Origin of the sequence: Afipia massiliensis (genome assembly GCF_001006325.2) — a bacterium.
In the GTDB taxonomy this organism is placed as follows: domain Bacteria; phylum Pseudomonadota; class Alphaproteobacteria; order Rhizobiales; family Xanthobacteraceae; genus Afipia; species Afipia massiliensis_A.
In genome coordinates this window covers 107,237-126,762 of record NZ_LBIA02000001.1, presented here as the reverse complement: position 1 = coordinate 126,762, position 19,526 = coordinate 107,237, and the positions used below count along the sequence as shown (strand labels likewise).

General features: G+C 62.3%; 18 protein-coding genes. 12 read left to right on the top strand and 6 right to left on the bottom strand.

Features of this window, described 5'->3' with window-relative positions; genetic code table 11:
- Positions 1-102: 102 nt before the first annotated feature.
- The gene (locus YH63_RS00525; protein WP_046829299.1) at positions 103-2,151 is read left to right on the top strand and encodes a methyl-accepting chemotaxis protein; all 2,049 of its coding nucleotides are present in this window, start codon (positions 103-105) and stop codon (positions 2,149-2,151) included.
- 289 nt (positions 2,152-2,440) lie between these two features.
- Here YH63_RS00525 and YH63_RS00520 read toward each other — a convergent pair whose 3' ends face one another.
- A complete protein-coding gene (locus YH63_RS00520; RefSeq protein ID WP_046829300.1) occupies positions 2,441-2,920 on the bottom strand; it encodes a MarR family winged helix-turn-helix transcriptional regulator in 480 nt (159 codons plus the stop codon).
- Positions 2,921-3,031: 111 nt separating this feature from the next.
- Between YH63_RS00520 and YH63_RS00515 the strand changes: the two genes are divergently transcribed.
- From YH63_RS00515 to fahA, 6 genes are read left to right on the top strand one after another with little or no spacing between them, the layout of a single operon-like run.
- The gene (locus YH63_RS00515) at positions 3,032-4,654 is read left to right on the top strand and encodes an FAD-dependent oxidoreductase (RefSeq protein WP_046829301.1); all 1,623 of its coding nucleotides are present in this window, start codon (positions 3,032-3,034) and stop codon (positions 4,652-4,654) included.
- Entirely contained in the window at positions 4,651-4,884 is a 234-nt protein-coding gene (locus YH63_RS00510) for a DUF2783 domain-containing protein (RefSeq protein WP_046829302.1), read from the top strand. Before YH63_RS00515 ends, YH63_RS00510 begins: the two co-directional genes overlap by 4 nt.
- Positions 4,881-5,837: an MBL fold metallo-hydrolase gene (locus tag YH63_RS00505; RefSeq protein WP_046829303.1), complete on the top strand. Its 957-nt coding sequence runs from the start codon at positions 4,881-4,883 to the stop codon at positions 5,835-5,837. The genes YH63_RS00510 and YH63_RS00505 overlap by 4 nt, the downstream gene beginning before the upstream one ends.
- Before the next feature lie 4 nt (positions 5,838-5,841).
- Entirely contained in the window at positions 5,842-7,188 is a 1,347-nt protein-coding gene (gene hmgA, locus YH63_RS00500) for a homogentisate 1,2-dioxygenase (RefSeq protein WP_046829304.1), read from the top strand.
- An 11-nt stretch (positions 7,189-7,199) separates the two neighbouring features.
- Positions 7,200-7,838 (top strand): maleylacetoacetate isomerase, encoded by a 639-nt coding sequence (maiA, locus tag YH63_RS00495; protein ID WP_046829864.1) that lies wholly within the window; start codon positions 7,200-7,202, stop codon positions 7,836-7,838.
- Positions 7,839-7,859: 21 nt separating this feature from the next.
- Positions 7,860-9,131: a fumarylacetoacetase gene (gene fahA / locus YH63_RS00490; RefSeq protein ID WP_046829865.1), complete on the top strand. Its 1,272-nt coding sequence runs from the start codon at positions 7,860-7,862 to the stop codon at positions 9,129-9,131.
- Between the two features lie 87 nt (positions 9,132-9,218).
- On the opposite strand, the gene YH63_RS00485 is transcribed toward fahA, so the two are convergent.
- Positions 9,219-9,695, bottom strand: coding sequence for an Lrp/AsnC family transcriptional regulator (locus YH63_RS00485; protein ID WP_046829866.1), 477 nt, complete (start codon positions 9,693-9,695; stop codon positions 9,219-9,221).
- 135 nt (positions 9,696-9,830) lie between these two features.
- Here YH63_RS00485 and hppD point away from each other — a divergent pair, with 135 nt between their 5' ends.
- Positions 9,831-10,955, top strand: a complete 1,125-nt coding sequence (gene hppD / locus YH63_RS00480) for a 4-hydroxyphenylpyruvate dioxygenase (protein ID WP_046829305.1) — start codon at positions 9,831-9,833, stop codon at positions 10,953-10,955.
- 132 nt (positions 10,956-11,087) lie between these two features.
- On the opposite strand, the gene YH63_RS00475 is transcribed toward hppD, so the two are convergent.
- Positions 11,088-11,954, bottom strand: a complete 867-nt coding sequence (locus YH63_RS00475) for a DMT family transporter (protein ID WP_046829306.1) — start codon at positions 11,952-11,954, stop codon at positions 11,088-11,090.
- A 216-nt stretch (positions 11,955-12,170) separates the two neighbouring features.
- Here YH63_RS00475 and YH63_RS00470 point away from each other — a divergent pair, with 216 nt between their 5' ends.
- The 3 genes from YH63_RS00470 to YH63_RS00460 all read left to right on the top strand — a co-directional run bounded on the left by YH63_RS00470 (position 12,171) and on the right by YH63_RS00460 (position 14,935).
- The gene (locus YH63_RS00470) at positions 12,171-13,301 is read left to right on the top strand and encodes a M20/M25/M40 family metallo-hydrolase (protein ID WP_046829867.1); all 1,131 of its coding nucleotides are present in this window, start codon (positions 12,171-12,173) and stop codon (positions 13,299-13,301) included.
- A 61-nt stretch (positions 13,302-13,362) separates the two neighbouring features.
- A complete protein-coding gene (locus YH63_RS00465) occupies positions 13,363-14,529 on the top strand; it encodes a M20 aminoacylase family protein (RefSeq protein WP_046829307.1) in 1,167 nt (388 codons plus the stop codon).
- 112 nt (positions 14,530-14,641) lie between these two features.
- Positions 14,642-14,935, top strand: coding sequence for a hypothetical protein (locus tag YH63_RS00460; RefSeq protein WP_046829868.1), 294 nt, complete (start codon positions 14,642-14,644; stop codon positions 14,933-14,935).
- A gap of 278 nt (positions 14,936-15,213) precedes the next feature.
- Here YH63_RS00460 and YH63_RS00455 read toward each other — a convergent pair whose 3' ends face one another.
- The 3 genes from YH63_RS00455 to YH63_RS00445 all read right to left on the bottom strand — a co-directional run bounded on the left by YH63_RS00455 (position 15,214) and on the right by YH63_RS00445 (position 18,194).
- A complete protein-coding gene (locus YH63_RS00455) occupies positions 15,214-16,068 on the bottom strand; it encodes an alpha/beta hydrolase (protein WP_046829869.1) in 855 nt (284 codons plus the stop codon).
- A gap of 74 nt (positions 16,069-16,142) precedes the next feature.
- Positions 16,143-17,381: an MFS transporter gene (locus YH63_RS00450; protein ID WP_046829308.1), complete on the bottom strand. Its 1,239-nt coding sequence runs from the start codon at positions 17,379-17,381 to the stop codon at positions 16,143-16,145.
- A gap of 108 nt (positions 17,382-17,489) precedes the next feature.
- A complete protein-coding gene (locus tag YH63_RS00445) occupies positions 17,490-18,194 on the bottom strand; it encodes a GntR family transcriptional regulator (RefSeq protein ID WP_046829309.1) in 705 nt (234 codons plus the stop codon).
- A gap of 193 nt (positions 18,195-18,387) precedes the next feature.
- Here YH63_RS00445 and YH63_RS00440 point away from each other — a divergent pair, with 193 nt between their 5' ends.
- Entirely contained in the window at positions 18,388-19,470 is a 1,083-nt protein-coding gene (locus YH63_RS00440) for a tartrate dehydrogenase (protein ID WP_046829310.1), read from the top strand.
- Positions 19,471-19,526: the final 56 nt, after the last annotated feature.

Below are 19,526 nucleotides of genomic sequence, written 5' to 3'. Positions count from 1 at the left end.
CAATTTACGGGGTGTTATTCAATTTTGTTTACCTTGGGGGACTTTCCGCCGGCTGATTGGCCGGCCGGTCGGGCATGCAAAAAGAATTTTTGGGGGTTGGGAATGGGCTGGTTCAAGGGCACTCCGGCAAAGCAGAAGACAAACGTCAGCTTCCTTTCAAATCTTAGATTCCGAACCAAGATCATGCTCGGCTTCGTGATCGTGCTGGGCATTTCCGCCATCAATATGGGCGTCGCCTATTTCGGTTTCGACCGCATCGCGAGTGGCGTTCAGTCCTATCAAGGCATCGTCGCCGAGAGTGACAGCGCACGCGAGATCGATCGCGAGCTGGTGGCCTATCAGCTTCTGGCCCGCCATTACGTGACCACCGGCCTTCCGGCGGACGAAGAAGCTGCGCGTGCCGCCGAGAAGAGTCTCGGCAGTGCGATTGAGCGTGCCGCGCGTGTCGCCACCGCCGACAACCGCAAGAGCGTGCTTAGCCTTTCCGCCAGCTACGGCGAATTCGCTGCGCTGTTCGCGGATGTCATCAAGCTCAAGACCGAAAACGCGGCGATCGCGTCGAACCAGTTGCTCCGCATGGGCAACGTGATCCGCTACAAGTTCGACGATCTGGCGGACACCGCGATTCTCGCCGGCCTGACGTCGATCCAGCAGAATGCGAAGGAACTGGCGACCCACTCGGCGGCCATCACCGCCAACATCAGCAATTACATCCTGCGGCCGGACAACGCGGTTGCGAACAGCGTCAGCGCGCGCATGCAGCTCCTGAAGAACAGCCTCGGATCGCTGACCTCGGAGGACGCAAAGCTCTCATCCAAGATCGCGGAAATCACCTCTGAGCTTGACGCCTACAGGACGAATTTCGCGAAGTTCGTCGAGAACACCGCGAAGATCACCGCGCTCTCGGCCAAGATGAACGATGCGGCGTCATCAGTGACGCAGGAAGCAAAGACCATCAAGGATGGTCTGGTGGTCCGGCAGACGCAACTCGCCAAGGAATCCGCCACGGCGGCGCATTCGACCAGCCAGTTCGTGACGGCGCTCGGTGGTGCGGGCATCGTGTTCGGCGCGTTCCTCGCATGGATGCTGGGCCGCGGAATTTCCCGGCCGATGATCGCCATGTGCAACGCGATGCGGCAGCTCGCCGGCGGCAACTTCGACGTTGTGCTGCCAGGGCTTGGCCAGAAGGATGAAATCGGCGAGATGGCGGGCGCCGTCGAGGAGTTCAAGATGCGCGCCGTTGCCAAGGCGCAGAGCGAGGCGGCGGAACGCGAAGCGCAGGGCAAATCCGCCAGCGCTGCCCGCAGCGCGGAGCTTCACCGTTTCGCCGACGATTTCGAAACCGCCGTCGGCGTGATCGTGTCGAGCGTCTCGTCTTCGGCGAGCCAGCTTGAGTCGTCCGCAACGACCCTGACCCGGACCGTCGAGACCGCGCAGGAGTTGTCCGGCAAGGTCGCGGGCGCGTCGGAAGAAGCATCGGCGAATGTGCAGTCCGTCGCAGCGGCTACGGAGGAACTGTCGGCTTCGGTCAACGAGATCGGCCGGCAGGTCAAGGAGTCGAGCCGGATCGCCGCGGCGGCGGTGTCGCAGGCCGAAGCCACCGACGCGCGCATCGCCAAGCTGTCGCGCGCGGCGCAGGAGATCGGCGACGTGGTCAAGCTGATCACGGCGATTGCCGAGCAGACCAACCTGCTGGCGCTGAACGCCACCATTGAGGCTGCGCGGGCGGGCGACGCGGGGCGGGGCTTTGCCGTGGTCGCGTCCGAAGTGAAGTCGCTGGCGAGCCAGACCGCGAAGGCGACCGACGAGATTTCGTCGCACATCACCGGCATGCAGGCCGCCACGCAGGAATCCGTCTCCGCCATCAAGGAAATCGGCGAGACCATCGGCCAGATTTCCAAGATCGCCGGCAACATCGCCGCAGCGATCGAGCAGCAGACCACCGCGACGACCGAAATCGCGCGCAACGTCCAGAGCGCTGCCAGCGGCACGCTGGAAATCGCGGAGGGCATCTCCGAGGTTAACCGTGGCGCGAGTGAAACCGGGTCGGCCTCGGGTGAAGTTTTGAACTCCGCGCAGACGCTGGCGGTTGAAAGCACGCGGCTGCGTCAGGAACTGGATCGCTTCATGGAGAACATCCGCGCGGCGTGATGACTGTCGTAGCCGTTGAGGCGGCGTGCACGATCTCTATTCAGGTCGTCCCGGCGTAGGCCGGGACCCATACTCCCTGAGCTAGAGATTTGGAGAAGATGCCGGAGCAATCTCCACAACATCATCGCGATGTTTAGTGGTTATGGGTCCCGGCCTGCGCCGGGACGACATCCCTTGCGTTCCACGTCGTCATTGCGAGGAGCAGTTGCGACGAAGCAATCCAGTCCTTGTGTGCGACTCTGGATTGCTTCGCTTCGCTCGCAATGACGCGGAGTTGTTGTCTTCGCACCTAATACGCATCCTTCTTGGCGCGTGCATCCTTCACGGTCTGAACCAGATCGAGCTGGCGCTCGATCTTGCCGAGCGCGTTGGCGAAATCCCTGCGCTCCACCGCCGTCAGGCATGACAGGATGTCCTGCTCCTTGAGGAGCAGGCGTGGAATCAGTTCCTCGTAAAGCGCGCGCCCCTTGCCGGTGAGTTGCAGCGCCAGCTCGCGCCGGTCATCCTTGTTTTCCACGCGTTCGATCAGTTGCTGTTCCAGCAGGTGGGCGACGGCGCGGCTGATAGTCGATTTATGTGTGCGCGTGCAATCGGCGATGTATTGCGCCGTGCAGGCGTCGTCGCGAAAGCCAAGCGTGGCCAGCACCCGCCATTCCGGAATATCCAGGCCATAGCGCTCGCGATACTCGCTGGCGAGTTCGGCGCTGACTTCCGCTGCCAGCCGGTTCAGCCGGAACGGCACGAACTTGAAGAGATCGAGCTTGCTCAAGGAATACGTCCGGTTGGGTTATTTGGTTGCAGTTGCAACGATCATAGCCTTGGTCTATTCTGATGGCCAGAGCTTCGTTCAAGAAGCCCATCAGTCAAGCAGGGTTGAGACGTGTCGGAACCTCGGGTCATTCAGTTCGGCTATCGCCGCCATTCCGATCAGGACCGGACGGCGGCGGATGCCGCGCGCTATCCGGTGGTGGTGGTCGGGGCCGGCCCGGTCGGGCTGACGCTGGCGATCGATCTGGCGCAACGCGGCCATAACGTCGTGCTGCTGGACGACGCCGACAGGATCGGCGACGGCTCGCGCGCGATCTGCTTTTCGAAACGCTCGCTGGAATTGTGGGATCGTCTAGGCGTCGGCGAGCGCATGGTGGAGAAGGGCGTGGTCTGGAAGGTCGGAAAAATCTTCCTGCACGACGACATGCTCTACCGCTTCGATCTGCTGCCGGAAGACGGCCACAAGATGCCGGCCTTCATCAATCTTCAGCAATATTACGCCGAGGCCTTTCTGGTCGATCGTGTGCAGGAACTGTCGCAGATCGATCTGCGCTGGCGCAACAAGGTGGTCGGGCTGGACCAGCGCAACGATCATGTCGTGCTGGCCATCGACACGCCGGACGGGCGCTATCATCTGAAAGCGGATTATGTTGTCGCCTGCGACGGCGCGCGGTCGGCGTTGCGCGGCCTCGTCGGCGCGGAGTTCTCCGGCGAGGTGTTCGAGGATCAGTTCCTGATCGCGGACGTCAAGATGACCGCCGAATTTCCGACCGAGCGCTGGTTCTGGTTCGATCCGCCGTTCCATTCGGGCCAGTCCGCACTGCTGCATCGCCAGCCGGATGATGTCTGGCGCATCGATCTGCAACTGGGGCCGGACGCCGATCCCGCCGTCGAGCGGCTTCCTGAGAATGTGCGGCCGCGGATCGAGCGGATGCTGGGTCATGCGAATTTCGATTTCGAATGGATTTCGATCTACAAGTTCCAGTGCCGCCGCATGCAGCGCTTCGTCCATGAGCGCGTGATTTTCGCGGGCGACTCGGCGCATCAGGTCTCGCCGTTCGGCGCACGCGGCGCAAACTCCGGTCTTGAGGATGCGGAGAATGTTGCGTGGAAACTGTCGATGATCCTGCGCGGCAAGGCGCCGGCGTCGCTGCTCGACAGCTACGAGATCGAGCGCAGCGCCGCCGCCGACGAAAACATCCGCGCCTCGACCCGCTCGACCGATTTCATCGCGCCGCATTCGAAGCAGGAACGCCGGATGCGGCAGGCGGTGCTCAGACTCGCGAAGGAAACCGAATTCGCCAAACGCATGGTCAATGGCGGGCGATTGTCGACGCCGTCGATCTATCAGTCGCCGCTATCGACGCCGGACCGCGATTCATGGAGCGCAGGGCCGTGCCCCGGCACCCACATGATCGACGCGCCGCTGGCGACGGCAGGCGGCGAGCCGATCTATCTCACCGAAGCGTTCAGGCAGGGGGGCGGAAATTTCGTGTTGCTGCGATCGGGAACTGGCGACGGTGATCTGCCCGGCTGTCACTCCATCGTGATTGGAGAGACCGCGCCGCTGCGCGATGTGTCGGGACTGTTTGCGAAGCGCTATGATGTCACCAACGGCGCGGCCTATCTGCTGCGGCCGGACGGCTATGTCGCGGCGCGCTTCCGGAAGCCGACGGCGTCCGCCGTGCAAGCCGCCATTGCCCGCGCCAGCGCACAGCCGGGAACCGCGTCATGACACTCTCGACGACATCGAATTTCAGCGATCCCGACACCGCCTACCGGCTGGTGGTCGAAGCGCATCGCGGCCTCAGCGACGAGGACAGTGCATCGCTGGATACAGCGCTGGTTCTGATCCTGGCCAATCATATCGGCGATGCCGAGGTGTTGCGCGAAGCGATTGCGCTGGCGAAGCGCCAGCTTGTCATGACGGGCGGCAAGATGGATTCAACAAGGGACGCAAAATGAACGCCAAGGGTTTCGCTTCGACCGGAGACATGACGGAGAAGAAAATCACCTTCTCCGAAATCGGGCCGGATATTTATGCCTTCACCGCGGAGGGCGATCCCAATACGGCGGTGATCGTCGGCGACGACAGTTGCCTCGTGTTCGACGCGCAGGCGACGCCGGCGATGGCCAACAGCGTGATCGAGCGCGTCAAGACCGTAACCGACAAACCGATCAAGTATGTGGTGCTGTCGCACTATCATGCGGTGCGCGTGCTCGGCGCGTCGGCCTACAAGGCGCAGGGCATCGTCGCCTCAACGGAAACCCACCGCCTCATCATGGAGCGCGGGCAGCAGGACTGGGATTCCGAGTTTGGCCGGTTTCCCCGGCTGTTCCGCGACGCCGAGAGCATTCCCGGCCTGACATGGCCGACGATCACGTTCGACACCGGCATGACGCTCTATCTCGGCAAGCGCGAGGTGCAACTGATCCATCTCGGCGCGGGCCACACCTCCGGCGACATCGTGGCCTGGGTGCCCGATGCGCAGGTGATGTGCTCCGGCGACCTGATCGAATTCCATTCGGCCTGCTATTGCGGCGACGCGCTGCTGCGCGAATGGCCGCTGACGCTGAATGAAATCCGCGACTTCAATCCGAAGGCGGTCGCGCCCGGCCGTGGCGACGCGCTGAAGGGCGCGGCGACCGTGAACGAGGCCATCGCCATGACGCGCGACTTCGTGACGTCGCTCTATGGCGCGGCTGAACTGTCGGTGGCGAAGGGGCGGACGCTGAAGGAAACCATGGCCGCGACGCGCGCCGTGATGGACCCCAAGTTCTCCAGCTTCGCGATCTATGAACACTGCCTGCCGTTCAATGTCTCGCGCGCCTTCGATGAAGCATCCGGGATCGACGATCCTGTGATCTGGACCGACAAGCGCGACCGCGAAATGTGGGCAGCTCTGCAAGGAGGATAGTGCGATGAACATCAACACCGCTCCTGGCGTCGTCAATCGCAACGCCGTCAACGTCACGCCGGGCTATATGTCCGGATTCGGCAACAGCTTCGAGACCGAGGCGCTGCCCGGCGCGCTGCCCATCGGCCGCAACTCGCCGCAGCGCTGCGCCTACGGGCTTTATGCCGAGCAGCTCTCTGGTTCGCCGTTTACCGCGCCCCGCGGCACCAACGAGCGCTCGTGGCTCTATCGCATCCGCCCGTCGGTGAGACATTCGGGCCGCTTCGCCAAGGCCGACGCGAAACACTGGCGCACCGCGCCGTGTACCGAATACGACATGCCGATCGCGCAACTGCGCTGGGACCCCGCGCCGATGCCGAAGGACGACCAGACCTTCCTGCAGGGCGTCTACACCATGACCACGGCGGGCGACGCGAATACGCAGGCCGGCATGGCGGCGCACATCTATCTCATCACCAAATCGATGGTGGATCAGCATTTCTACAACGCCGACGGCGAACTGATGTTCGTTCCGCAGGAGGGCAACTTGCGCCTCGTCACCGAGTTCGGCATCATCGACATCGAGCCCGGCGAAATCGCGGTGATCCCGCGCGGCGTCAAATTCCGCGTCGAGATTCCGTCGGGGCCTGCGCGTGGCTATCTCTGCGAGAACTATGGCGGCGCGTTCACGCTGCCGGAGCGCGGACCCATTGGCGCGAATTGTCTCGCGAACTCGCGCGATTTCCTGACGCCGGTGGCGGCCTACGAAGACAAGGACACGCCGACCGAGCTTTATGTAAAGTGGGGCGGGTCGCTGTTCGTGACCAGGCTGCCGCATTCGCCGATGGATGTGGTGGCGTGGCACGGCAACTATGCGCCGTACAAATATGACCTGCGGACATTCTCGCCGGTCGGCGCCATCGGATTCGATCATCCCGATCCGTCGATCTTCACCGTGCTGACCTCGCCGTCGGAGACAGCAGGCACCGCGAATATCGACTTCGTGATCTTCCCGGAACGCTGGGCGGTGGCAGAGAATACCTTCCGGCCGCCGTGGTATCACATGAACATCATGTCGGAGTTCATGGGGTTGATCTACGGCGTCTACGACGCCAAGCCGCAGGGCTTCGTGCCGGGCGGCATCAGCCTGCACAACATGATGCTGCCGCACGGACCGGATCGCGAGGCGTTCGATCACGCCAGCAACGGAGAATTGAAGCCGGTGAAACTGACCGGCACCATGGCCTTCATGTTCGAGACGCGCTTTCCGCAGCGCGTGACCGAGTACGCCGCGACCACCAGCACGCTGCAGGACGATTACGCCGATTGCTGGCAGGGGCTGGAGCGCCGCTTCGACCCGTCGAAACCGTAAGTGTGACCGGCATGAGTGATGCTGTTCTCTACGGCTACTTCCGCTCAAGCGCGGCCTATCGCGTGCGCATCGCGCTCAATCTCAAGGGACTGAGCGCGGAGCATCGCTTTGTGCATCTGCGCAAGGGCGAGCAGACGCAGCCGGCCTATCGCAAGGTCAATCCGGCCGGCCTCGTGCCGTACTGGATCGATGACGATCTCGAACTGGCGCAGTCGATTGCGATCATCGAATATCTCGACGAGACCCATCCGAAGCCGCCGCTGCTGCCGCCGGATGCGAAGGGGCGGGCCATTGCGCGGGAGATCGCGCTTGTCGTCGCCAGCGATATTCATCCCATCGGAAACTTGCGGGTGCTGAACAGGCTGACCGGCATGGGTGTCGACGAGGCCACCCGCGCGGCATGGTCGAAGCACTGGATCGAGACGGGATTCGAAGCCGTCGAGGCGCGGCTGGCGCATCTGCCGGGGCCGTTCGCGCTCGGCGATCAGCCGACGCTGGCGGACATTTGTATCGTGCCGCAGGTGTTCAATGCACGGCGGTTCGGTGTGGATCTCGCGCCCTACAAGCGTATCGTGGCGCTCGATGCCGCCGCTGCACAGCTTGAGGCCTTCACTGCAGCCGAACCCGGCCGCCAGCCCGACGCTGAATAATAGACAGACTGGATGGACACGATGCACCCGAACGATCCGAAGCTGCGTTCCTTCATCGAGGTTGATCCATCGTCGGATTTTCCGATCCAGAACCTGCCTTACGGCGTGTTCTTCACGCCGGAATGGCCGGACCTGCGCGTCGGCGTCGCCATCGGAGATCAGATACTTGATCTTGCCGAACTGGAGAGGGCGGAACTGATCCGTTTTGACGGGACGGACAATGTCTTTGCGAAACCGTCGCTCAATGCGTTCATGGCGCTCGGGCCGAAGGTCTGGGCGCAGACCCGCGCGCGCATCAGCGAACTGCTGCGTCATGACAATCCCGAACTGCGCGACAACGCGGAGTTGCGCATGCGCGCTCTGGTATCGCAAAATCTTGCGCAGATGCACATGCCCATCGAGGTCGCGGGCTTCACCGATTTCTATTCGTCGAAGGAACACGCCACCAATGTCGGCACCATGTTCCGCGACAAGACCAATCCGCTGCTGCCGAACTGGCTGCATATCCCGATCGGCTACAATGGCCGGGCATCGACCGTCGTGGTGAGCGGCACGCCGATTCGTCGTCCGCGCGGGCAGTTGAAGCCGCCGACGGCGGAGCTGCCGACATTCGGACCGTGCAAGCGGCTCGATTTCGAGCTGGAGATGGGCGTGGTGATCGGACAGGCCTCCGCGATGGGAGAGATGCTGACCGAGCAGCAGGCCGAGGAGATGATCTTCGGCTTCACCCTGTTGAACGACTGGAGCGCACGCGACATCCAGCAATGGGAATACGTGCCGCTCGGCCCGTTTCAGGCCAAGGCGTTCGGCACCTCGATCAGCCCGTGGATCGTGACGCGTGAGGCGCTGGAGCCGTTTCGGGTGCACGGCCCGGCGCAGGACCCGACGCCACTGCCGTATCTGCAGCAGAAAGGTGCGAACAACTACGACATGCAACTCGCGGTCGACCTGCGTACCGAGAAGATGAACAAGCCCGGCACGATCTGCCGCACCAATTTCAGGCACATGTACTGGTCGTCGGTGCAGCAGCTTGTGCATCATGCTTCAAGCGGCTGCGCGATGAATGTCGGCGACCTGCTCGGCTCCGGCACCATCAGCGGTCCTGAGAAGAGCGAGCGTGGCAGCATGCTGGAACTGAGTTGGGGCGGCGCTGAGCCGCTTGATCTCGGCGGCGGCGAGCAGCGGTCGTTTCTCGAAGACGGTGACTCGCTGACCATGCGCGGCTGGTGTCAGGGCGACGGTTACCGCATCGGCTTCGGCGAAGTTGAGGGTACGGTCCTGCCGTCCATCTGAATTTCCGTCATTGCGAGCGAAGCGAAGCAATCTAGAAGCAACAAGCAAGACTGGATTGCTTCGTCGCTACGCTCCTCGCAATGACGCCTAAGTTGCGAGCTTCCGCAGCGGCAGCTTGCGCGTTGTCTTCAGCCGGTCGAGCACGATCGACGAGCGCACATGCGCAACGCTCTCGTGCGGCATCAGCACGTTGTTGACGATGTCGGACAGACTCTTGAGATCGCTCAGCACGACCTTCAACAGATAGTCCGCGTCGCCGGTCAGCGAATAGGCTTCCTGAATTTCGTCCACCCGGCGCATCAGGTCGCGAAAGCGCTTGGCGTTGTTGGGCGAGTGCGTCGCCAGTGTGATCTGGATGAAAGCCAGCACGTTGAAGCCGAGCGCTTCGCTGGCGAGGTCGGCGTGATAGCCGGCGATGATCTTCTCGTCCTCCAGCCGGGTTCGGCGGCGCGAACATTGCGACGCCGACAGGCCTGCCAGATCGGCGAGTTGCTGATTGGTCAGGCGGCCGTCGTCCTGAAGCGCGGCGAGAATTTTGAGATCGAAGCCGTCCAGTGAAGTCATGCGCAAAAACCTTCATATGTGCACGTTCTGTGCATGATTTTGGCATAATCCGGCTCATTTTGCACGCCTGTTGCATGAAAAGCGGCGCAATACTTCCCTGAGAAAGAATCGCCAGCAGATTCAAGGGAGATCGCCATGGGTCCGTTTCCGCACGATGCACCGGCCGCCGTCATTTCCGAGCAGAACCCGATGGGCACCGACGGCTTCGAGTTCGTCGAATACGCCCATCCCGAGCCGGAAAAGCTCCATGCGCTGTTTCGCCTGATGGGTTTCACGGTTGTCGCCAAGCACAAGACCAAGGCGATCACGGTCTACCGTCAGGGCGACGTGAACTATCTCGTCAACGAACAGCCCGGCACGCATGGATACGATTTCGTCGCCGCGCATGGGCCGTGCGCGCCGTCGATGGCGTTCCGCGTGGTCGATGCGAAGCGCGCCTACGAGCGTGCGCTCTCACTCGGCGCGGAGCCGGCCGACGAGACGTCATCCCGCAAAACGCTGGATGTTCCGGCCATCAAGGGCATCGGCGGCAGCCTGCTTTACTTCGTCGACCGTTACGGCGCGAAGGGCTCGGCCTATGACACCGAGTTCGAATGGCTCGGCCTGAAGGACATTCACCCTGATGGCGCGGGGCTGTTCTATCTCGACCACCTGACCCACAACGTGCATCGCGGCCGCATGGATGTCTGGACCGGGTTCTACGAGCGGCTGTTCAACTTCCGCCAGATTCGCTTCTTCGACATCGAGGGCAGGGCGTCAGGCCTGTTCTCGCGCGCGCTGACCAGCCCGGACGGCAAGATCCGGATTCCGATCAATGAGGATGCGGGCGATTCCGGCCAGATCGAGGAATATCTCAACACCTATCGCGGCGAGGGTATCCAGCACATCGCCTGCGGCGTGAAGGACATCCATCACACCATCGAGAAGCTGCGCGCCGACGGCCTGCCGTTCATGCCGCCGCCGCCGCAGACTTATTTCGAGAAGATCGATGCGCGGTTGCCGAAACACGGCGAGGACGTCGCGCGCCTGCAGAAGAACGGCATCCTGATCGACGGCGAAGGCGTGGTCGATGGCGGCCACACCAAGGTGCTGTTGCAGATCTTCTCGGCCAACGCGATCGGCCCGATCTTCTTCGAGTTCATCCAGCGCAAGGGTGATGATGGTTTCGGCGAGGGCAACTTCAAGGCGCTGTTCGAGTCGATCGAGGAAGACCAGATCCGGCGCGGCGTGCTGTCGGTGGACAAGAAAAGCGCGGCGTGAGCCGATCAGCGCACGGAATGTAGGACTTAATCGTCATTGCGAGGAGCACTCGCAACGCAGCAATCCAGTCTTGCTTGTGTTGCTGCTGGATTGCTTCGCTTCGCTCGCAATGACGATGGGGGTCGACCCCGCCTACGATCGCTTCAGGTTCAGCAAATTGCCGGTCAGGATCAGCGCCGCGCCTGCGATGGTGGCCGCATCGAGCCGCTCGGAATAGATCAGCCAGCCGACCGCGGCTGACAGCGGCACGCGAAGAAAGTCCATCGGCACAACAACCGTGGCGTCGGCATAGCGCATCGCCTGCGCGAAGCAGTAGTGCGAGTACGTTCCGCAGAACGCGATCACTAGGATCCATGGCCAGACATGCGCTGATGGCGTGTGCCAATAGTAAAGGGCTGGGATCAATCCGATCAGGGACTGGATCACCAGCATCCAGAAAATGATCACGATCACCGAGTCGGTGCGTGTGAGGGATTTCACCATCACAATCGCCGCGCCGAAGCCGACGGCGGCGAGCACCATGATCAACTGACCGGGGCTGACCTGCGCAGCGCCGGGCTGCACGATGATGAGGACACCCACAAGCCCGAGCACGATTGCGAGAATCTTCCAGATATTCAGCCGCTCGCCGAGAAAGCTCACCGCGAGCAGCGCGGTCCAGATCGGCATGGTGAATTCGATGGCCACCACCTGCGCCAGCGGGATCAGCGTCAGGGCCAGAAACCAGCCGTACTGCGCGGCGTAGTGAACGACGTTGCGGCCAATGTGCTGAAGCGGACGCGCGGTTTTCATGCTTGCCAGGCCGCCGTTCAGATGAATCAGCGGATAGAGCATGAAAAGGCCGATGACCGAGCGCATTTCCATGATCTGGAAAACGCTGAGTTCGCGCGTGGCTTCGCGGCCAGCCACCAGCAGGACCAGCATCAGGGTCAGCCAGCCAGCCATCCAACCGGCGGCCTTCGCGTTGGACGGGGGCACGACGACGAGCGATTGCGTCACAAACCCACCTGTGTTGCAGCGCAAATCGACATCGCAAACCTTCCCAATGAGATTGGGGCCTGCATACGCAATCTGATTCCGGCAGGCAACATCGCCAAACTGACATCAGCCCCGGCAAGTTTGCATCTTGAATCGGCTGCCGAACCTGCAACGATCCGGTGCGAGCGGGGCGTCAGTTCCTGCCGTAAAGAAGCAAAACGAGAGGACAGCGCCTTGATCGATCCCACCTCACTTCCGTTTAATGCCGAGACGATGCTGGCGGGCCTGCGTCCGTGGATTGAATGCGAAAGTCCGACCTGGGACGCCGCCGCGGTCAATCGCATGCTTGAACTTGCCGCGCGCGACATGGCGATCGGCGGGGCCACGATTGAAACGATCTCCGGGCGGCAGGGTTTTGGCGGCTGTATCCGGGCGCGATTTCCGCACCCCAATCAGGGACAGCCGGGCATCCTGATCGCGGGACACATGGATACCGTTCATCCGATCGGCACCCTGCAAAAGCTGCCGTGGCGGCGCGAGGGCGGCAAGTGTTACGGGCCGGGCATCCTCGACATGAAGGGCGGCAATTACGCCGCGCTCGAAGCCATCCTGCAACTGCAGAGGGCGTCGATTGCGACGCCGCTGCCGGTCACGGTTCTTTTCACGCCGGACGAGGAAGTCGGCACGCCGAGCACGCGCGACATCATCGAGGCGGAAGCGGCGCGCAACAAGTATGTGCTGGTGCCGGAACCGGCGTTCAAGAATGCAGGCGTCACCACGGGCCGCTACGCAATTGCGCGGTTCAATCTGGAAGCTGCCGGCAAGCCGAGCCACGCCGGCGCAACACTCGCCGCTGGACGATCCGCAATCCGCGAAATGGCACGGCAGATCATTGCCATCGACGGCATGACCGGCGACGACTGCACCTTCAGCGTCGGCGTCGTTCATGGCGGGCAGTGGGTCAACTGCGTGGCGTCGAGCTGCCGCGGCGAGGCACTCAGCATGGCGAAACGCCAGGCCGATCTCGATCGCGGGGTTGAGCGGATGCTGGCGCTGAACGGCACGACAAATGACGTGACGTTCAAGGTGACGCGCGGCGTGACGCGGCCGGTCTGGGAACCCAATGCCGGAACCATGGCGCTTTATGAGCAGGCGCGGGCGGTGGGGAAAACCATCGGCCTCGATCTGATCCACGGCAGTTCGGGCGGTGGCTCGGACGGAAATTTCACCGGCGCGATGGGGCTGCCGACGCTGGACAGCCTCGGCGTGCGCGGCGCGGATTATCATACCCTCAACGAGCATATCGAGGTCGACAGCCTGGTCGAACGCGGACGTTTGATGGCCGGTCTCTTGGCCAGCCTGCAATGATTTGCCAAGATGCCCGCGCTTTGCCTGGCTACAATCTTCATGAAAAAATGGATGATGCCGCATGCCCAATATTGAACTCATCGACAGCTTCGCCGACGACCTCACCGCCATCCGCCGCGATCTTCATGCGCATCCGGAAATCGGCTTCGAGGAACACCGCACCTCCGGCATCGTCGCCGAGAAGCTCGCCGGGTGGGGCATCGAGGTGCATCGCGGCATCGGCGGCACCGGCGTGGTCGGCCTGCTGAAAGGCAAGGGCGGCGGCAACAGGCGGATCGGCCTGCGCGCCGACATGGACGCGCTGCCGATGGAGGAAAAGACCAATCTGAGCTGGCGCTCGACGATTCCCGATCGCTTTCATGGCTGCGGCCATGACGGGCACACCACCATCCTGCTCGGCACGGCGCGCTATCTGGCACAAACGCGTAATTTCGACGGCACGGTGGCTTTCATTTTCCAGCCCGCCGAGGAAGGGCTCGGGGGCGCGCGCGCCATGATCAAGGACGGGCTGTTCGAGAAATTTCCGCTGGATGAGGTTTACGGGCTGCACAACGCCCCTCAGCTTGCGCCGAACCAGGTCGCGATCTTTCCCGGGCCGAGCATGGCCTGCGCGGATTTCTTCGACATCACCATCACCGGCTATGGCAGCCACGGCGCTATGCCAGAAATGTCCCGCGATCCGGTCGTGATCGCGATGACGCTGGGGCAGGCGCTGCAGACCATCGTCAGCCGCAATGTCGACCCGCTGAAATCCGCGGTGCTGTCGATCACGCAGATCCATGCGGGTTCGGCCTATAATGTCATTCCGGGCGAGGCGACGCTGGCCGGCACCGTGCGGACCTTTTCCGAGAAGGTCCGGGAAAAGATCCGCGACCGGATGCGCACCATCGCAGCCGGCATGGCGGCGGCGTTTCAGGTCGAGATCAAGGTGGAGATCCGCGACATCTTCTCGGTGCTGGTCAATCACGAGGAGCAGTCGCATTTCGTGGCGGACGTGGCCCGCGAGGTCGTCGGCGGCGAGAATGTGCTGACAACTCCGACGCCAAAAATGGGCAGCGAGGATTTCGCCGACATGCTGCTTGCGGTGCCCGGTGCCTATTTCTGGCTGGGTCATGAGGGAAGCGTGCCGCTGCACAATCCCGGGTTCATTCTCGACGACAAGATTTTGCCCGTCGGGGCCAGTCTGTTCTCGCGAATTATCGAGCAGCGGATGCCGATGGTAGCGTGAAGAGCGAATTCGGATTCTGCCCGGGACTGTCATCGAGAGGCGCGCGCTTGGGCGCCTCGAATGACGATGAAGCAAGGGAAATGCCATCCCCTTCAACACATTGGAGCGCATCATGCAGGTCTACAATGTAGTCAAGTTCAGGGTGAAGTCCGGCGAAGAGGCCGCCTTCCTCGATGCGCACCGGAACGGCAAGGCCAAATGGCCGGGCCTCGAGCGTGGCTTTAGCATACAGACCGGCGAGCAAACGTTTTGCCTCATCGGATCGTGGTCCAGTCAGGAAGCGCTGGTTGCTGCGCGACCCGCAATGATCGAGACACTCGACAGCTTCAGGTCCCTTCTCGAAGATCAGGGTGACGGACGCGGCATGACAGATGCCGTTTCGGGAACCGTTGTGCTCGACCTCTGAATCCTCAATATCCGGACGATGCTGCGAGATCAGGTTGCGGCACGAATCGGCGAACGCGGACTCAATGCAGACATCGATCTCGCCGCGCCAACCGAGCTCGGCACTATGAGTGCTCGCCCTAGCGTCCCGAATCCGAAGTTCGCTTCATTTTGCGGCACTTTCCGTAGCGAACTTCGGATTCAAAAGGACACTAGAAGCTATGATTCTAGTGTGGTTTTGGTTCGCAAGTCCGCAAATGACGGCGCTGTGGAAATGATGCGGACTTGCGAACCACCACACTAGCTGCTGGAAATTTGCCCGAACAACTGACGGACCAGCGTTATCAGGCGGCCGGACGGCGACGCCAGTTCATCCATCATGGTGAAATGGTTCGCGCCGGGGATTTCCTCGTAGACGACCGGAAGCCCATGCACCGCGCGGTGCGCGGCGAAGTCGGCGGATTGCTTGCGCAGCAGCGGCAGTTCTCCACTTCCGGCGACAACGACGAGAGGCTTGTCCACGCCGCCCGGTTGCAGCACCGGAGAGTTGCGGCGGCTCATGGCTTCGTCCAGGCCGAGCTTGGCGTTCAGATAGCTGTGGCGGATCGGTTCGAGATCGTAGATCCCGCTGATGAGAAGCCCCGCCTTGATGTGCGGATGCCCAAGCGTCATGGACGACAGATGCCCGCCTGCAGACCAGCCCGACACGACCATATTGTCCGCGCTGCTGCCGAGCGCGGGCAGTTCGTTGACGAGGGTGTCGATGCCGGTGCGGACTTCGTCCACGATCTGGTCGAGCGTCGCGTCGGGCGCGAGCGTGTAGCCGATCAGGGCGACGTTGATGCCGTGCGCCATCGGCCCGCGGGCGCAGAACGCGAAGGTTTCCTTCGCGCGTGTCTGCCAGTAGCCGCCGTGAATAAAGACCAGCGTGGGACCGCCGTTGTTAGCTTTCAGGAAATCGATCCGGTTGCGCTCGCGCGGACCATAACGAAGATCAAGAGACTGCGGGTGGCGTGCGCGCATTTCGGCGGACAGCCTGTCCCACTCGGCAACGATTGTTGACGTCTCGGGCACATGGATCGTGTTGTTGAAACCGAGATCGAGTTGGTCCTGAGTCAGTCTGCGCCAATCCGGTGCATCGACAGGCGCGCTCATGACAACATCTCCGGTTTTCATCGTTTCATGATGATCGCAACTCCGGGACACCGGCGCAACCGGGATGTTCGCGGTCACTGCCGCAGGGCGGGGACCACGAGAAACGGGATCATGCCGAGGATCACGCTGATGAGGGCAAACAGCAGCAGCGCGTCGTAGCCTCCCGTCATGTCGTGGATCAGACCGCCGGCCCACGAACCGAACGCCGAGCCAAGGCCGCTGCCGATGGTGATCGTCCCATAGATGGTGCCGACTCGCTCGCCGCGAAAGATTTTCATCGCGGTTGCGGTGATCAGCGGGCCGCGCGAGCCTATCATGCTGCCGAATGTCACGACGAATGCGGTCAGCAGCCAGACATTGGGATACGATTTCAGCAGCCAGAGCAGGCCGATCCCGATAATCGATAGCGCGTAGCTGAACAGCACCGTGCGGCGACGTCCGATAACGCCGTCGAGCCAGGTGACGCCGAGCATTCCGAACAGCAGCACCACGCCGCTGAAACCCCACGCGGTCGCGGCCTGCAGCGGCGGAAACCCGGCATCGACCAGATAGGCGACGATCTGCGCCGAGAGCGCGAACATGCCGACCGCGGTGAAGAAGAATGTCCAGAACAGCGCCCAGAATGCGTGATGGCGCATGGCGCTGAGCAACGTCCAGCCCTCGTCGATGGCTTCGGCGGCGGCGTTTTTGGCGAGCGTGGCAGAGCCCGACGCGAACAGTTTCCACGGCAAGAACAGCAGCGGAACGAGCAGGATCAGCGCCGTTCCGCCGAAGATCTGATACGCGCCGCGCCAGCCCAGTCGGTCGATCAGAACCTGCGACAGCGGCAACAGGATCAGCACGCCCGCGCCCATCGCGGAGTAGACCACGGCCATCGCGGTCGGCAGTTTCGGGCCGAACCATCGTCCGAGCAGGATCGAATTGGGGACGTTGCCGATACAGGCGACACCGAAACCGGCGCACAGGCCAAGGCTGACTTGGAGTTGCCAGAGCTGCTGCGCATGGGCGGCGGCGAGGAACGCGCAGCCGAGCAACAGCAGTCCCAATGAGTAGACGGCGCGGGGGCCGGACCGGTCGAACAGCCGGCCGATGATGGGGGCCGAAAGGCCGCCGGCCAGCGCTGCCAGCGAGTAGATGGAGATGATTTCCGCCCGGTCCCAGCCGAAGGTCTGCGAGATCGGCAACAGGAAAACGGTGAAGGTTTCGCCAAGTCCGCGCCCGAGCACGGACAACATGAAGCACAGCGCCAGCACGTTGAGCGCGATGTGGACCGGCTTCATGCCCGGTTTCATGTCCGGGGTGATGGGGGTCATCGGGCACGCCCGGAGGACAAATCGCGACTCATATGTCTATGAACCGCAATTCGCCGGTCAGGAGCAGGTGCAGTTTGCGAATGCGCCTATGCAATCGCGGGCGACGCGTCAGAGATGTTTCATTCCGAACTGGTCCAGCAGCGGCAGGAGTTCGCTGCGCGCGCGCCGCCTGTGACTTTGGGCTTCGCTGCAGGACAGCATGGAATCGCCGCTCTTGATGGCGGCGATGATCGCCTGATGCTCCTTGAGCGATTTCGTCGGCTTGGCCCGCAGGCGGAGCGTCATCATGCGTGCGCGGTGCGATTGATCCATGATGGTATTGGCAAGGCGCGCCAGGCGCATGTTCCCGCTGCCATCGATCAGGGTGCGATGAAAGCGATCGTCCGCAAGCGCCCATGCGTCGAGTTCATCGCGCTGCAACGCATTTTTCATCTCGGCGTTGATGCTCTCCAAGGCCGCAACGATGGGACGGCGGTCTTTCGCGCTCATACCGGCGATCAATTCGGCAGCCATGCCTTCGAGGGCGATGATCACGTCATAGACCTCGCGCATATCGTCAGGCGACAGCGCCAGAACGGTGACGCCGCGTTTGGGCAGAACCCGCACCAGCCCTTCTTCCTGAAGCCGGATCAGAGCCTCATGGACCGGGGTCCGGCTCATGCCAAGCCGAAGCGCGATTTCCTGCTCCGAGCCCTGGTAGCCGGGCGCGAAGGCGTTGTCGCGAATGGCGTCCTTCAACGCCTGATAGGCGTCGGCGACAAGCGAGGGTGCTTTGGCAAGCGGCTCTGCGATCGGCGTTTTAAGGCGACTCATGTCCGGTTCCTGACTGCCGCTTCCTTATAGAGGCTAGCCTGTGTCTTGCGCGAGGTGTCTTGACATCCATACCATCTTCCATGGAAGATAGCACCCTTAGCGTGCTGACGCTGACAGAAGGCGAGACTTGCCGGCCCACTCAGCGACGGCAGTTCGCGTTCGTGTCGGGTTCGGCCAAACAAGTGGATGTCATGTGAGAACCTATCGAATTGCTGCCATTCCCGGAGACGGTATCGGCTCCGAGGTCATCTCCGCGGGCGTCGAAGCGCTCGCCGCATGCGCAAAGCGTGATGGCGGTTTCACGTTCGCGTTCGATCATTTCGACTGGGGATCGGAGCGTTACAAGACAACCGGCGCGTTCATGCCGGACAACGGACGCGACCTGATCAAGTCCCACGATGCGATCCTGTTCGGCTCCGCAGGCGCACCCGACGTGCCCGATCACGTTACGTTGTGGGGCCTGAGGCTTGCGATCTGCCAGCCGTTCGATCAGTACGCCAACGTCCGCCCGACGCGCATCCTGCCGGGGATCGTCAGCCCGTTGCGTAACGTTTCCGGTCCTGAACTCGATTGGGTGATCGTGCGCGAGAATTCCGAAGGCGAGTACGCTGGCGTCGGCGGGCGCGTGCATCGCGGCTTGCCCGAGGAAGTGGCCACCGATGTGTCGATGTTCACGCGCGCTGGCGTCGCGCGGATCATGCGTTTCGCATTCGCACTGGCGCGCTCACGGCCGCGCAAATTCTTGACCGTCGTGACCAAGTCGAATGCTCAGCGTCATGCGATGGTGATGTGGGACGAAATCGCGGCCGAGGTCGCCAGCGAATTTCCCGACGTCACGTGGGACAAGATGCTGGTCGATGCCATGACCATGCGGATGACGCTGAAGCCCGAAACCCTGGACACCATCGTCGCGACCAATCTGCACGCCGATATTCTGTCCGATCTGGCGGCGGCGTTGGCAGGCTCGCTCGGCATCGCGCCGACCGCCAATCTCAACCCCGAACGCCAGTTTCCATCGATGTTCGAGCCGATCCATGGCTCGGCCTTCGATATCACCGGCAAGGGGATTGCCAATCCGATCGGGACGTTCTGGTCCAGTGTCATGATGCTGGAGCATCTCGGCGAGCCATCCGCAGCGGCGCGCTTGATGCGGGCCATCGAAAAGGTAACGGCCGACAAGTCACTGCACACGCCGGACCTGGGCGGAAAAGCAAGAACTGCCGATGTCACCAAGGCCGTCTGCGATGCACTGGCCGGAGACAATCAGGAGAACTAGACCCGGACCCGGGCGAAGCAACAAAAAAGCCAAGAAGAAAATAACGCGAGGAAACA

Coding starts and splice junctions, on each gene's coding strand:
- hppD (WP_046829305.1), top strand. CDS start 9,831: ATGGGTCCGTTTCCGCACGATGCACCGGCCGCCGTCATTTCCGAGCAG.
- YH63_RS00485 (WP_046829866.1), bottom strand. CDS start 9,695: ATGACTTCACTGGACGGCTTCGATCTCAAAATTCTCGCCGCGCTTCAG.
- YH63_RS00510 (WP_046829302.1), top strand. CDS start 4,651: ATGACACTCTCGACGACATCGAATTTCAGCGATCCCGACACCGCCTAC.
- YH63_RS00505 (WP_046829303.1), top strand. CDS start 4,881: ATGAACGCCAAGGGTTTCGCTTCGACCGGAGACATGACGGAGAAGAAA.
- fahA (WP_046829865.1), top strand. CDS start 7,860: ATGCACCCGAACGATCCGAAGCTGCGTTCCTTCATCGAGGTTGATCCA.
- maiA (WP_046829864.1), top strand. CDS start 7,200: ATGAGTGATGCTGTTCTCTACGGCTACTTCCGCTCAAGCGCGGCCTAT.
- YH63_RS00525 (WP_046829299.1), top strand. CDS start 103: ATGGGCTGGTTCAAGGGCACTCCGGCAAAGCAGAAGACAAACGTCAGC.
- YH63_RS00455 (WP_046829869.1), bottom strand. CDS start 16,068: ATGAGCGCGCCTGTCGATGCACCGGATTGGCGCAGACTGACTCAGGAC.
- YH63_RS00450 (WP_046829308.1), bottom strand. CDS start 17,381: ATGACCCCCATCACCCCGGACATGAAACCGGGCATGAAGCCGGTCCAC.
- hmgA (WP_046829304.1), top strand. CDS start 5,842: ATGAACATCAACACCGCTCCTGGCGTCGTCAATCGCAACGCCGTCAAC.
- YH63_RS00465 (WP_046829307.1), top strand. CDS start 13,363: ATGCCCAATATTGAACTCATCGACAGCTTCGCCGACGACCTCACCGCC.
- YH63_RS00445 (WP_046829309.1), bottom strand. CDS start 18,194: ATGAGTCGCCTTAAAACGCCGATCGCAGAGCCGCTTGCCAAAGCACCC.
- YH63_RS00460 (WP_046829868.1), top strand. CDS start 14,642: ATGCAGGTCTACAATGTAGTCAAGTTCAGGGTGAAGTCCGGCGAAGAG.